Genomic DNA, 13,878 nt, shown 5'->3' on the forward strand with positions numbered 1-13,878 from the left:
AAACCCATATGTCGGATTCCTGCGCACTCTAACGGTTCAGCACGTCCAGCAACCTGTTGAGCGGCCTGTCGAGCCCGTAACGGTCGGCCAGCGCCACCAGCGCCTCCGGGTCGCGCGGCTTGGCCGGCAGCGTCAGGTCGGCGTCGGGCAGCGGCGCGTCGTGCGCGACCTTGACCACGACCGGCGCGGCCTCCAGATAGTCGCGCGCGGCGGCCAGCTTGTTGCGTGCGCCCGCGGGGAACCCCTCGGCGCCGTCCCCGTCGAGCGCCTCCAGCATCGCCGCCAGCGAGCCGAACCGGGTGACCAGCGCCGCCGCGGTCTTCTCGCCCACGCCCGGGACCCCCGGCAGGCCGTCGCTCGGGTCGCCGCGGAGCGTCGCGAAGTCGGCGTAGCCGCGGCCCGGGATGCCGTACTTGGCGCTCACCCACGCCTCGTCCACCAGCTGCAGGTTGCGCACCCCGCGCGCGGTGTAGAGGACCCGCACCGGGCGGGCGTCGTCGACGAGCTGGAACAGGTCGCGGTCGCCGGTCACGATGTCCACCGCGCCGGGCGCCCGGTACGTGAGCGTGCCGATGACGTCGTCGGCCTCGTAGCCCGGCGACTGCGGCCGGGGGATGCCGAGCGCGTCCAGCACCTGCTCGATCACCGCGATCTGCGGCACCAGCGCCTCCGGCACCTCCTCGACGTCGCCGTGGGCGACCCTGTGGGCCTTGTACGAGGGCAGCGCCGCCACCCGGAAGGCGGGCCGCCAGTCGGCGTCCATGGTGGCCGCCAGCCCGGTGGGGGAGTGGCCGCGCACCAGCGTGGCCATCATGTCGATCAGCCCCCGCACCGCGTTCACCGGCATGCCGTCGGGCGCGGTGATCGTCTCAGGGATGCCGTAGAAGGCGCGGAAGTAGAGCGAGGGAGTGTCCAGAAGCATCAGCACGTGCCCAGTATGCCCACCGCCAGCAGACACGCGTCGTCTTCCGGGTTCGGGCCGCCGATGTCCTCCAGCAGCCGGTCCAGGCCTTCGTCCAGGTCGCGGCCCGGCAGCTTGCACGCCGCCGTCATCACCAGGTCCAGGCCCTCGTCGATGTCGCGGGTGCGCCGCTCCACCAGCCCGTCGGTGAACATCAGGACCAGGTCGCCGCTCCGCAGCCGGGTCGTGGCGAGCTGGTAGGGAACCTCGCCGGTGGCGCCCAGCAGGATGCCGCGCGGCGGGGCGAGCCTGCTGGCCACGCCGTCGCGCACCAGCACCGGCGCCAGGTTGCCCGCCTGCCCCCAGGTGAACACCCGGGTGGCCGCGTCCAGATGGCCGATGATCGCCGTCGCGGTGGTGTCGGCCAGGCGGTGGAGCACCAGGTCGTTCAGCCAGGTCAGCAGCTGGTTCGGCGGCTCGCCCGTCATCGTCAGCCCGACCAGGGCGTGGCGGAGCTGGGCCATGTGCGCGATCGCCGGCAGGCCGTGGCCGGACACGTCGCCGATGGCCAGCAGCGCCCGCCCGTCGGGCAGGGCCGCCGCCTCGAACCAGTCGCCGCCCAGGCTCGCCGTCTTCTCCGCGGGCACGTACCGTACCGCGATCCTGGTGTGCGGCAGGTCCAGGCAGCCGACCGGCTCCGGCAGGATCGCCTCGCGCAGCGCCAGCATCACGTGCCGCTCCTCGGCGGCCTGCACCCGCGCCTCCAGAAGCTGGCGGCGCGACTCCGACATGATGCGTTCCGCGCGGCGGCGGCCCGTGATGTCCTGGATCACCCCGTGCACGCCGGTCGGCCCGCCGGGCGCCATCAGCGGCTCCAGGACCATGCGCAGATTGCGCACGTCACCGTCGGCACGGCGGACGCGGAACTCGGCCTGGACCGGCTCCACGCCCTGCGTCACCGTCCACAGCAGTTCGTCCAGCGCGGCCAGGTCGGCGGGCTCGACGTAGGCGGCCAGGTTCGCCAGAGGCAGCGGGCCCTGCACCGGGTCCCTGCCGAAGATCGCGTACACCTGCTCGGACCACACGATGCCGCCGGTGCGCAGATTCCACTCCGCCCAGCCCATGTTGCCCAGCCGCTGGGCGTGCGCCAGGCGGGCGGCGAGCAGCTCGATGTCGCCGTCGAGCATGCTCATCGGGACCTCCGGCCGGTGTGGGAACGGGACATTTGACATCACAGTACGTGATGATGCACGTGCGCTGTGTGTCTGGGGAATGGGGTGTGGTGAGAGCTTTTCGCGGATTTTAGGCGAGTACATTAAGCCTGTGACGTCCTCAGACTTGTATCCCGTGTCCCGCCTGGCCGCCGTGCGGGAGGCCACCGCCAAGGCCGGTGTCGACGCCCTGCTGCTCACGCCGGGCCCCGACCTGCGCTACGTCAGTGGCTACGACGCCAAGCCGCTGGAGCGGCTGACCTGCCTGGTGGTGCCCGCCGCGGCCGACCCGTACATGATGGTGCCCAGGCTGGAGCTGCCGGCCGCGCAGGCGTCGCCCGCCTCCCGGCTCGGCCTGGAGTTCGTGGCCTGGGACGAGACGGACGATCCCTACCGGATCGCCGCCGACCGGCTCGGGCCGGTCGGCAAGGTCGGCCTCGCCGACCGCATGTGGGCGATGGCGTCGCTGCGCTTCCGCGACGTGCTGCCCGACACCGAGCAGGTGCTCGCCGGGAGCGTGCTGCGCGAGCTGCGCATGCGCAAGTCGCCCGCCGAGGTGGCGGCGCTGCGCGAGGCCGGCGAGGCGATCGACGCCGTGCACCGGCAGGTGCCCGGCTTCCTGCGGGCCGGCCGCACCGAGCGGGAGGTGGCGCGCGACATCGCCGAGGCCATCCTCGCCACCGGCCACGCCACCGTCGACTTCACCATCGTCGCCTCCGGGCCCAACGGGGCCAGCCCGCACCACGACGTGTCCGACCGGGTCATCCAGGCCGGCGAGCCGGTCGTGGTCGACATCGGCGGCCAGATGCCCAGCGGCTACTGCTCCGACTCCACCCGCACCTACTGCGTCGGCGAGCCGCCGGCCGACTTCGCCGCCTACTACGAGGTGCTGCGCCGCGCCCAGGACGCGGCCTGCGCGGCCGTCCGTCCCGGGGTGTCGTGCGAGTCGATCGACGCGGCCGCCCGCGACATCATCGCCGAGGCGGGCTACGGCGACCACTTCATCCACCGCACCGGCCACGGCATCGGCGTCGAGGGCCACGAGGACCCGTACATCGTCGCCGGCAACGGCGAGCCGCTGGAGCCCGGCTTCGCCTTCTCCATCGAGCCCGGCATCTACCTGCAGGGGTCACACGGGGCGCGGATCGAGGACATCGTCGTCTGCACCGACTCAGGCGCCGACCGTCTCAACGTCACCACCCGGGAGCTAGTCGTCGTGTGATCGTGTGCTGCCCCGGTGTCGTCCACGTCGCGATGCCGGGGCGCGCGAACCGGCCCGTCGTGGCGTACGGGCGGGTGGTGGGCGGCGTGGGGCGGAATGTCGGGGGTGATCGCTAGCGTCCGTGCCATGCCCGTCGCCGTTCCGGCGCACCGTGCGCCTGGGACGCCCCCTGCGCGGGCGTGACCAGGCGGAGGTGCTCAGGTGAACCCGTGGCGGGAGGTCGTCGACCGGATCGAGGACGGGACGCTCGACGAGCTGGTGACGTTCCTGCACTCGCTCAACGACCTCGGCAGGCGAGCCGTCGCCGCGCACCTGCCCTCGTACGTGGCCGAGGTGCGGCGCGAGGGCATGGAGGGCCGCTGGTGGCTGCAGGACCGGGCCCCCAGGTTGCGCGCCGCCGGGGCCGCGTGCCTGAGCGGGGCGGCGCAGGTCGCCGACTGGCTCGACCGTCAGGACCTGCGCCAGGTGCGCGACCCGCGGACCGACGCCGCCCGCATCGTGTCCCTGCTCTCCCCCCGTACGGACGAGTGGCGTGCCGACCTCGCCGTGCGCCTGGTGGAAGGGCTGCGGCCGGTGCGGCGGCGCGGGTTCGACGAACGGGTGCCCAACTGGGAGCTGGCCGCCGCGCTGGTCGAGGCCACCGGCGTCGAGCCACCCGGCAACGACGCCTTCGCCGAGGGCTGGGCGTGGCGGCTGGCCATGGCGGTCTGGATGACACAGGACGTGCCGCCGCTGCTCGACGTCGTGGCGCCCCGCCTGTTCGAGGCGGCCGGGGTGGCCGCCGCGCTCAACTGGAGCGAGGCCCGCAACCACGGCGTCTCCGCGGCGGCACGCCTGGCGGGCATGGCCGCGGACGGGCTGGTCAAGCGGGAGACGATGGTCGACGGCTGCGCCGGCCGGTTCATGGCCGGGGGAGCGCCCGAGGAGGTCGCGCCGTTCGTGACGCTCTGGAGCTGTCTGGCCGTGGACGTCACCGAGATCCCGGTGCTCGACTTCGTCCGCCTGCTGCCGTCGGCGTCCCCGGCGCTGGCGGGGCTGCTGGCCGGGGAGCTGCGCCGGGCCGACGCGGCCGGGCTGCTGGACGACGAGCTGTTCGGCGAGGCCGTGCGGTCGCTGGCCTTCCGCCCGGAGAAGAAGAACGTCGCCGCGGCCCTCTCCTGGATCGCCGACCGAACCACGCCCTCCCGGGCCCCCGCCGCCCTGCACGCCCTCGCCACCGTGTTCTCCGAGAAGTCCCCCGCACTCCGCGACCGTGCCGCCCGCCTCGCCACCACCCTCGCCCACCAGGCCCTCACCCCCTCCACCCCGGGGTCCCCCGCCGCTCCTCGTCGGAAGGCCGCGAAAGGTCGCGCGTACGCACCGGCCACCGAGCAGCCGCAGAAACCGGCGGTTGTCACAAACGGCGAAAACTTCACGGGGGAGGTGGGCGCCGTCGAGATCCTTTCGAGGGAAGCGAGGGCCGCCAAGAACCTCGTGAGGGATGCGGGGCCCTTCGAGACGCTCGTGGGGGAGGTAGGAGACGGCGGGACCCTTACACGCGGAGCGGGAGATGGCCTCGCCAGGAAGGCGCAAGCCACCGAGAACCTTGCGCGCGAAGCGGGAGACGGCAGGACCCTTACGCGCCGAGCGGGAGACGGCCTCGCCAGGAAGGCGCAAGCCACCGAGAACCTGATGTGGGATGCCGGGGCCGCTGAGAACCTCATGAGGGATGGACGGGCCACCGAAAACCTCGCGGGGGAGGTGGGAGACATTGAGAACGTCGCCGGGGGCGGTGCGTTGGAGGTGGGTGAGGCGTTCGAGGTGGGTGAGGCGGTGGAGGTGGTGCGGGAGGCGGCGGGCGGGCTGCCCATGCGGTGGCGGGAGCGGCTGGGCGCCGTCATCGGGCCGATCCCGGTGCGGGAGGAGATGGGGCCGGTTCCGCCCGCGCCGGTGCCCGGCGCGCTCGCGCCGCTGCCTCCTCCGATCACGACCCCCGGCGAGGTCGCGTACGAGCTGGGCGCCATGAGCTGGCAGATGGAGCTGCAGCGGGCCGAACGGATCCTCGCCGCGCTCGTGACGCTGGTCCACCGCGACCGCGACGCCCTGGCCGAGGCCCTGCGGCCGTGGCGCCGGACGGCGGCCGAGCGGCAGCCGTACCTGCTGACCGGCCCCCAGCAGGACCTGCAGCGCTTGCTGGCCCGGTGCGCGCTGGCGGTGGTCGCGCCCGGCGAGAGCCAGGTGCCCGACGACATGGTCGCCCAGGACGTGCACTGGAACTACCCGCACCCGCTCCAGCGGTTCCTGGCCCGGCGGCTGAACGAGGTGATCGAGCTGTTCGAGTCGGGCGGGAGCGTGCCCGTGCTGCTGGCCACCCCCACCGAGCCCACCGGCCACGTCGACCCGGTGACGCTGCTGGAGCGCATGGAGTCGCCGGGCGGCGCCGAGCCGCTCGAAGCCGACTTCCACCAGGCCCTGCTGCGCCTGCCGCGGCGGCTCGACCCCGCACTCGCCGAGCGCGCCGACCGGCTCGGGTCCGCGCCCGGACGGGCGCTGGCCCACTGGCTGCGCCGTGGCGGCCTGCCCGATCCCGACGTGACGTGCCAGGTGCGGACGAGGGCGAATCAGTACGGCTCCGCGTCCGTAGAGGTGGACGGCCGGATCGCGGCGCCGCGGGAGATCCCGCCGCCGATCGCCGAGCTGTGGACGCCGTTCGAGGGGGCGCGCTACCTGTCGTACCCGCACACGATGGCGGCGTGGCCCGCGATCATGCCGTCGCACCGGGAGGTCGTCGCCGCCCATCTGGCCCGCTTCCTCCCTCAGGGCTTCAGCCGCCGCGACGGGGTCCAGGCGATCGTGGCGGCGCTCGCGCACGCTGACGGACCCGCAGGCGACGCGGTGGCGGCCGTCGTCACCTTCGGCCTCGGCCACCGCCAGCCGGAGCGGCGCGGCCACGCCGTCGACGCGCTCGTCACGCTGACCATCCGGGGCGAGCTGCCCTCCGCCGCCGTGGGCCGGACCGTCGTCCAGCTCCTCGGCGCGGACGCGGTCAAGCTGGGCGCACTGACCGAGGCGCTGCAGCAGGCCACGACCGCCGGCGCGTACACGGGGGTGTGGGGCGTTCTCGCCGAGGCCCTGCCCGCGCTGCTGCCCGCGCCGGGCGAGCGGCCCCGCGCCGGTCTGGCGGGCCTGCTGGTGGTCGCCGCCGAGACCGCGGCGTACGCGCGGACGGCAGGCCCCCTGCCACCGTTGGCCCCGGTGCAGGGACGGCCCGGGATCGAACGGCTGGCCGAGGTGGCCGCCCGCCGGGGAGGCAGCAGGATGACCGAGGAAGCCCGCCGCCTCCTGGAACTCGTCAGCGGCTGACGGCCGGGCGATCGTGTGGCCGAAGCCAGGGCGGGCAGCCGCAGCCACGCGGCGGGGATCACGCCGGCCGGGGCGGTGCTGGTGTTGTCCGCGGTGCCGCCGTGGTAGGGCGGTGGTTCACAGCCGGCCTGCGCGGCAGCCGGTGGACGACGAACGCGGCGACGGCCATGACGCCCAGGACGAGCGGCCGGCGCAGCTCGGGCAGGCGGCCTCGTCGCCCAAACGGCAGCCGCTGCCCGCGCGAGTGTGACCGCTGCCACAACGTGATTCAAAGGTGTATCAAATCCGCTCCAACCACCTCTGGGAAAGGCGAGGGAGGGAGGAAGCGATGTTCGTGGGGAGAGAAGCCGAGCTCGACCTGCTACGAGCCGAGCTGCGCCTGTCGGCCGCCGGGCCTGCCCGCAGGGCGGTGGTCGAAGGGCCGGAAGGCATCGGCAAGACCGCTCTCATCCGGCAAGCGCTCGGCGACGCTTCCAAGGTCCGGACGCTCGCCGCCTGCGGCGACGCCGGTGAACGGCACCTGCGGTACGGGATCGTCCGCCAGCTGCTGCCCGACGTGGCGGGGGACGATCCGTGGACCGTCGGCCAGGCCATGTGTGAGGCGATCCGCCGCTCGCAGGCCGACAGGCCCGTGGTCGTGCTGGTGGACGACGCGCAGTGGGCCGACCGGCCGTCGCTGCGCGCGCTCTGCTACACCGTGCGGAGGCTCGGCGGCGAGCGGGTGCTGGTGCTGGTCGCCTGCCGCGACGCCGACGATCCGTGGCTGCCGGTGGGTCTGCGGCGGCTGCTGACCGGCGACGGCGCCTGCCGGATCTCCCTCCAGGGACTCTCGGTCGCGGAACTGGCCAGGCTGCCCGAACGGGCGCCTGAGGGCGCGACCGGGGGACGGCCGCCGAAGGACATGGGGAGTCCTGGAAAGGCGGCCGGTACGAGGCGGCGGCTCCCGGGGGGAGAGAAGAACGGGGAGCCGCCGCCCGGGGAGGAGAGCGGGCGCGCCGGGCCGGCGCTCATGGTGCTGAGCAGGGGACCCGGCGCCACAGGGGCGAGCACGGGCCAGGCGTCCGCCAGGGAGACGCTGCCCCCGCGGGCGGCGGCGCGGCTGCACGCGCACACCCTGGGCAACCCGCTGCACGCCCGCGCGATGCTCGCCGCCTTCCCGGCGTCGGTGCTCGCCGACCCAGGAGTGCGGCTGCCCGCCCCCGTCACGTACGCGGCCACGTTCACGCGGCGGCTGCGATCCTGCGGGCCGAGGGCGCGGGCGCTCATCGCGGCGTGCGCGGTGCTGGGGGACGGCTGCACCCTGTACGAGGCCGCCACGGTGGCCAGGGCGATGGCCGGCACAGCGGCGAGGGCTGGAGCCGACCACTCCCCGGAGACCGGAGCGCGTACGGAGGGAGCGACCGGCGCCCGGACACCGGAGCTGGACGCGCTGGAGAACGCGGTGGAGGCCGGGGTCCTGGTCGAGGAGGCCGGGCGGGCGATCCGGTTCCGGGAACCGCTGGGGAGGGCCGCCGCCTACGACGCTCTCGGAGCCGGGACGCGGGCGCGGCTCCATCTGGCCGCCGCCCGGATCGCCGGCGACACCGGCGCCGAGCTGCGCCACCGGGCCGCCGCCGCGTCCGGCCCCGACGAAGGGCTGGCCGAGGAACTGGCCTGGTACGCGGCCAAGGAGGCGCAGCACGGGCTGTGGCACGAGGCCGCCACCCACCTGGAACTGGCCGCCGGGCTCACCCACTCCGCCGGAAGGCGCGACGAGCTGCGCACCGCGGCCCTGGAGCACGTGCTGGTCGGCGGCGACGTCGTCCGCGCCGCCCAGCTGGCCGCGTCGCCGAACGCCGACCCGCGCCCCGTGCGCCGCTACGTGCTCGGCAGGCTCGCCCTGGCCGAGGGCCGCCTGGAGGACGCCGGGAGGCTGCTGGAGGAGGCGTGGTCGCACCGGGAGACGTCGTACGCGGCCGACGTCGCCGAGCGGCTCGCGTGGCTGCGCCTGCTCGGCGACGACCGGCCGGAGGCGGCCCGGTGGGCGAGGCTGGCGCTGGACCAGCCGATCCAGAGCCCCGCCGCGCGACCGTACGACGTGCTGGCCCTGGCCGGGGACCCGTGCCCGCAGGCGCCTCCGGGGAGCCTGGCCGAGGCGGTGCGGCTGCTGCGCGAGGACGAGGTCGGCCCGGCCCGCGAGGTGCTCGACCGGGCGGCGGGCGAGCTGGCCGAGGCCGGGCTGCCCTGCCACCGGCTGCTCGCGCTCGCCCTGCTGGCCGTGGCCGAGTACCGCGACGGTCGCTGGGACGACGCGGTCGAGCGGGCCGAGCGGGCCGTGGCCGAGGCCGCAGGGCTGGGGCAGCGGTGGCTGCTGCCGTGCCTGGAGGTGGCGTGCGTGGCGCCGCTGGCCGCCAGGGGCGAGCACGACCGGGCGCTGGCGCACGTCACGGCGGCGCGGGAGGAGGCCGGGCGCCAGCGCAGCGTGCTCGGCGAGACGCAGGCTGATCTGGCCATGGCCGTGCTCGGGGCCGGGGCGGCGCCGCCCACCGCCGGGGACGCGTTCGTGCCCGACCCGCGGCCGCAGCTCGTGGAGACGTTCGTGGCGGAGGGCGCGCTGCAGGAGGCGCAGGTCGTGCTCGACGGCCTGGCCGACGCCGGTGACGGGCCCCGCGCGCGGGCCCAGCGGGCCAGGCTCGAAGGTCTGCTGTTCGCCGCGCGGAACGTTCCAGCCGCCGCCGAGGAACGCTTCACCGCCGCGCTCGAACTCGCGGGCGACGCCGGATGCCGCATGGAGGAGGCACGTGTGCTGCTCGACCTGGGCCGGCTGCTGCGCCGTACCGGAAGGAGGAGGCTGGCGGCCGAGCGGTTGCAGGCCGCGCGGGCGGACTTCGCGGGGCTGGGGGCCAGACCCATGGTCGCGCGGTGCGCGCAGGAACTGGAGGCGTGCGGGCTGGAGCCGGCGGTGACGGCGCGGCTGGGGCTGACGCCGCAGGAGTTCAGCACCGCGACGCTGGTGGCCGACGGGTTGACCAACCGGCAGATCGCCCGCGAGCTGCTCATCAGCGTCAAGACCGTCGAATACCACATCGGGAAGATCTACACCAAGCTCGGCATCGGCTCCAGGGTGGCGCTGGCCGCCCGGTTGGCCGCCTACGGGGAGAACCCCTAGCCGGGTCCTGAGGCGGGAGCCTGCCCGGCTCCCGCACGGTGACGGCCGCGCCGGGAGGAGGGGACCGGCGCGGCCGGCCACGAAGCCGCGTGGCGGCGGGAACGGCGATGCTCATCCAAGGGTCCTGGCGGCATCGCCGGGAACGCCCGCCACGCACGACCGGGTGCGCGCACACAGCGCGCACCCGGTCATTCCCAACCGCATGGGGAATCCGCCACCCGATGGACCCGTCAGACGCGGATCCAGGAGGTGACGACGGGCCCGCCCCCGCGCGGGACCACCCGGAGCCGGAGCGGGCCGGGTGCGAGGGCGTCGGCGGTGAAGCGGCCCAGCGCGTCGGAACGCACCCGCTGCTCACCGTCGCGGCGCTGCACGCGGATGTCCGTCTCCTCGGCCGGGACCAGCCGCCCCATCAGGCGCGGCCCCGACACCTCCATCTCCACCTCCACCGTCGCCGTGCGGAACGTCAGCAGCCGGGGCGCGCCCGATCCGCGGACCCGCGTCGCGGCCTGCTCGTCCCACGAGTCGAAGGCGAGCAGGGCCAGCTCGGCGTCGAGCGTCCGGAGCGTGAACGCCTGCATGGCGTCCTCCATCAGCTGCGGCGGCACCGGATCCAGCAGGCGCGCGATCACGCGCAGCTCGTTCTCCAGAGCGAGGTCGTCATCCATGTCGTTCACTCGGAACTCCCGGATACTCCGCGTCGTTCCACCAGTGTTCCGAGCCGCTTCAGGCAGCGTCCCCGCATGGGACCGACGCTGCCCACCGCGATGCCCAGGCCGGTGGCGACTTCCTGGTAGGTGGGCTTCGGCGAGGCTATGAGGACGCGCAGCAGGAGCCGGCAGCGCTCCGACAGCTCCTGGAAGGCCGCCCAGACCTCCTGGGCGCGCTCGGCCTCCGCGACCTCCTCCTCGGCTTCCAGCAGCAGCAGCTCGGGCGAGCGCTCGTCCACGTCGAACCCGATCAGCGCGACGTCGCTGACCGGGATGGCCCGGCCGCTGGTGCGGATCACGCGCAGCGCCTCGTTCCTGGCCGTGGCGGCCAGCCAGGCTCCGGCCCGTTCGGGGTCGCGGATCCTGGTGAGATTCTCGGCGAACCGGAACCAGGTGGTCTGCGCGACGTCCTGGGCGTCGGCCGCAACCGGCAGGTAGGCGCGGGAAACCGCCCACACCAGGCCGCTGAAGCGCTGGTAGAGCTCCCTCCAGGCGTCGGCCTCCCCGCCGGCGGCTGCTTTGACGAGGGCTGCGGTGTCGTCCAGCGCGGTGTCTTCCACGGTGTCGTCCAACGTCCTTTTCGGTCCAGGGGCGGAAAGCTCATGATATTTCGTGAGCCGCTCCAGGACAGGAGAACGTCCCGTCACCGCAGGTAACCGCTGAGATCCGGTACGGACAGCCGGCCCGCCACGAGCTGGCGCGCGGCCTGCCGCGACGAGATGCCGGCCTCGGACATCCGGGCCGCGATCAGCCCGGCCACGATCGGGGTGGCGAAGGACGTGCCGCTCCACTGCGCGAGCCCGGTGAACGTGGCCGTGTCACCCGCCTTCATCACCCCCACGCAGGTGCAGCCGGAGTAGAGAGGGGTGTCCGAGTGGCGGCAGGACGCGCAGTGCGGGTAGCCGTAGGTGTACTGGCCGGAGGCGAACGCGTTCACCAGCCGCTCACCCTGCGCGTACACGGTCACCCAGTCGCCGTGGTTGCTGAAACACGCCCTGCCGAGGCCGTCCTCGCGCAGCGCGCCCACCGACACCACCAGGTCGCCGGAGGCGTTGACCGGCTGCCCGGCGTAGGCGGCGGGCCAGAACGGGTCGGTGCCGCCGTCGTTGCCCGCCGCCGCCACCAGCACCGTCTCCGGGTGCAGCGTCAGCTCGGCCATGAAGTCGGCCAGGCCGAGCAGCGCCGCCGCGTCGCGCGTGCGGGTGCCGGCCGACAGCGACACGATGTCGGGCCAGCCGTGGGCGCCGAGCGTGTCGCGGACGGCCAGCCCCAGCTCGTCCTCCGGCACCGCGCCCGCGTACGGGAACGTCCGGTGGACGCGCACGTCGGCGGCCGGCGCGGTGCAGCGCACCACCCCCGCGACGAACGTGCCGTGCCCGGTGTACGGGCCGATCACGCCGCCGGTGACCTCGTCGGTGACGTCGCCGTCGACGGCCGGGATCGCGGGGTCGCCGGAACCCGCCGCCAGCCACGGGTGGTCGAGGTAGCCGGGCACCAGCCCGGTGTCGAGCACGGTCACCCGCACCCCGGCGCCGGCGTCGCGGGCGCCGGGCGGCGGCCGCAGCGGCCCGGAGGCCGGCACGGGCTCGTCGCCCGGGCACAGGTTGACCCCCGCCACCGAGACCAGGTGGACCGGCGTGGCCCGCATCCGGCGCGCGGTGAGCGTGTCGGCGACCAGCCGGGCGCTGCGGTCGCCCACGTACAGGCGGCGCACCGACACCCGGCCCGCGTCGTGCTCGGGCGGCCACACCACCCGCGGGTCGGCCTCGCCCGGCACCAGGTCCTGGACCATGTTGCCCGCCCGCTCCAGGTCCTGCGCGGGCACCAGGACGTGCCCGTCGAGCTCGGCGTATCCGGGCGCGACCGAGGAGCCGGGCGTGGCGCCCTCCGGCCCGGCGACCGCGCGCAGGCCGTCGGGCAGGGCGGCGTTCACCATCTCCAGCTGAGTCCAGAAGCGGGCGTCGCCACCCGGATCCGGTGTCGTCATCGTCGGTTCCTCCCGGGGAGTGTCGCCTTCGCCGGCGGGAGGCCAGTCCATCAGGCCGCCCCGACACTTATGAGCGCCCGTGCCGACGGTTGATACACCACGTGGACGCGGGCCTGGGGCGGCTCTACCATCTATGCGTGTCTGGGCCCCGCGAACCCGGCGATTCACACGACGTGCTCGCCATGGTGTTCGCGCGCCCCAAAGAGGCGCTCCAGGCCGCCAGGGCCATCCTCGCGGGGCGGCGCGGCCCGTACGACTCCTCGATCGCGCGGCAGGCGATCGGCATCCTGCACCGCGAGTTCGGCGACATCGAGGCCGCGATCGGCGAGCTGCGGCAGGCCGTGCGGCTGGCGCGCAGATCCGGCTCGCCGGACCGGGAGGCCGACGTGCTCGCCACCCTCGGCATCGCGCTCGTGCACCACGGCCGCACCCGTTCCGGGCTGTCGGCGCTCGACTCCGCCGCAGGCCGGGCCACCGGCACCACCCGCGCCCGCGTGCTCTTCCGGCGGGCCGGGGCCCGCTGGATCCTCGGCCGGCACGGCGACGCGCTCGACGACCTCGGGGTGGCCGCGCCGGCGCTGCGCCGGGCCGGCGACACCGTGTGGGCCGCCCGCGCGCTCAGCCTGCGCGGCCACGTGCAGCTCGCGCTCGGCGGCGTGCGGGCCGCCGACGCCGACTTCCGCACCGCGCAGCGCATGTTCGCCACCACCAGGCAGGAGCACGACTCGGTCGTCGCCGTGCAGAACCGGGGCGTCGCCGCCTTCGTGGCCGGCGACCTGCCCACCGCGCTGGCCCTGCTCGACGAGGCCGACCAGGGGTTCCAGCGGCTCGGCACCCCGATGCCCGACCTGGTCGCCGACCGGTGCGCGGTCATGCTCGCCGCCGGCCTCGCCCGCGAGGCGCTGGAGCAGGCCGACGCCGGGCTGCGGCTGATCGCCCGGCTGCGCGGCCAGGCCACCCGGCGGGCCGAGCTGCTGCTGCTCGCCGCCAGGGCCGCGCTGCTGGCCGCCGACCCGGCGACCGCCCGCGAGCGCGCCGCCGAGGCCCGGGCGCTGTTCGCGAGGCAGCGGCGCGCCTGGTGGGCCGAGCACGCCCGGCTCATCCTCGTCCAGGCCGGGCTGGCGGAGGGGGCCACGCCGCGGCTGCTCGCCGACGCCCGCCGCCTCGCCGGACGGCTCGGCGAGCTCGGCTCTCCCGACGCGTGGCAGGCTCACCTGCTGGCCGGCCGGATCGCGCTGAAGCTCGGCCGGGCCGCCGAGGCCGACCGCCACCTGACCGCCGCGGCGCGGGCCAGGCACGGCGGGTCCGCCACCGCGCGGGCCGGCGGGTGGCTGGCCAAGGCGCTGCTGGCCGAGGC

Annotated in this window: 9 protein-coding genes; 4 read left to right on the plus strand and 5 right to left on the minus strand. The window is 75.1% G+C overall.

Features of this window, described 5'->3' with window-relative positions; genetic code table 11:
- Positions 1 to 28 precede the first annotated feature (28 nt).
- A complete protein-coding gene (locus tag ABD999_RS27875; protein WP_271278171.1) occupies positions 29 to 922 on the minus strand; it encodes a 5'-3' exonuclease in 894 nt (297 codons plus the stop codon).
- Entirely contained in the window at positions 922 to 2,094 is a 1,173-nt protein-coding gene (locus ABD999_RS27880; protein WP_271278166.1) for a PP2C family protein-serine/threonine phosphatase, read from the minus strand. The genes ABD999_RS27875 and ABD999_RS27880 overlap by 1 nt, the downstream gene beginning before the upstream one ends.
- A gap of 130 nt (positions 2,095 to 2,224) precedes the next feature.
- Between ABD999_RS27880 and ABD999_RS27885 the strand changes: the two genes are divergently transcribed.
- The 3 genes from ABD999_RS27885 (at position 2,225) to ABD999_RS27895 (ending at position 9,824) form a co-directional block, all read left to right on the plus strand.
- Complete coding sequence (locus ABD999_RS27885) at positions 2,225 to 3,334, plus strand: M24 family metallopeptidase (protein WP_271278167.1); 1,110 nt, start codon at positions 2,225 to 2,227, stop codon at positions 3,332 to 3,334.
- 201 nt (positions 3,335 to 3,535) lie between these two features.
- Positions 3,536 to 6,676 carry a DUF7824 domain-containing protein gene (locus ABD999_RS27890; protein ID WP_271278168.1) on the plus strand — a complete coding sequence of 1,047 codons (3,141 nt, stop codon included), beginning with the start codon at positions 3,536 to 3,538 and terminating at the stop codon, positions 6,674 to 6,676.
- Positions 6,677 to 7,004: 328 nt separating this feature from the next.
- Positions 7,005 to 9,824 (plus strand): AAA family ATPase, encoded by a 2,820-nt coding sequence (locus ABD999_RS27895; RefSeq protein ID WP_345482962.1) that lies wholly within the window; start codon positions 7,005 to 7,007, stop codon positions 9,822 to 9,824.
- A 230-nt stretch (positions 9,825 to 10,054) separates the two neighbouring features.
- Here ABD999_RS27895 and ABD999_RS27900 read toward each other — a convergent pair whose 3' ends face one another.
- From ABD999_RS27900 to ABD999_RS27910, 3 genes are all read right to left on the minus strand, one after another.
- Positions 10,055 to 10,501: a hypothetical protein gene (locus ABD999_RS27900; RefSeq protein ID WP_187281145.1), complete on the minus strand. Its 447-nt coding sequence runs from the start codon at positions 10,499 to 10,501 to the stop codon at positions 10,055 to 10,057.
- A complete protein-coding gene (locus ABD999_RS27905; RefSeq protein ID WP_219545710.1) occupies positions 10,498 to 11,106 on the minus strand; it encodes an RNA polymerase sigma factor in 609 nt (202 codons plus the stop codon). The genes ABD999_RS27900 and ABD999_RS27905 overlap by 4 nt, the downstream gene beginning before the upstream one ends.
- A 71-nt stretch (positions 11,107 to 11,177) precedes the next feature.
- On the minus strand, positions 11,178 to 12,521 hold the full coding sequence (locus ABD999_RS27910) for a S8/S53 family peptidase (protein WP_271280487.1): 1,344 nt from the start codon (positions 12,519 to 12,521) through the stop codon (positions 11,178 to 11,180).
- 137 nt (positions 12,522 to 12,658) lie between these two features.
- Here ABD999_RS27910 and ABD999_RS27915 point away from each other — a divergent pair.
- Positions 12,659 to 13,878 (plus strand): hypothetical protein (locus ABD999_RS27915; RefSeq protein WP_345482963.1); only part of this gene is annotated, 1,220 nt, incomplete at its 3' end.

The organism is Nonomuraea ferruginea, from assembly GCF_039540635.1.
Classification (GTDB): Bacteria; Actinomycetota; Actinomycetes; order Streptosporangiales; family Streptosporangiaceae; genus Nonomuraea; species Nonomuraea ferruginea.

Excerpts from the sequence above, each read along its gene's own strand:
- ABD999_RS27875 (WP_271278171.1), bottom strand. The coding sequence starts at position 922 with ATGCTTCTGGACACTCCCTCGCTCTACTTCCGCGCCTTCTACGGCATC.
- ABD999_RS27880 (WP_271278166.1), bottom strand. The coding sequence starts at position 2,094 with ATGAGCATGCTCGACGGCGACATCGAGCTGCTCGCCGCCCGCCTGGCG.
- ABD999_RS27895 (WP_345482962.1), top strand. The coding sequence starts at position 7,005 with ATGTTCGTGGGGAGAGAAGCCGAGCTCGACCTGCTACGAGCCGAGCTG.
- ABD999_RS27910 (WP_271280487.1), bottom strand. The coding sequence starts at position 12,521 with ATGACGACACCGGATCCGGGTGGCGACGCCCGCTTCTGGACTCAGCTG.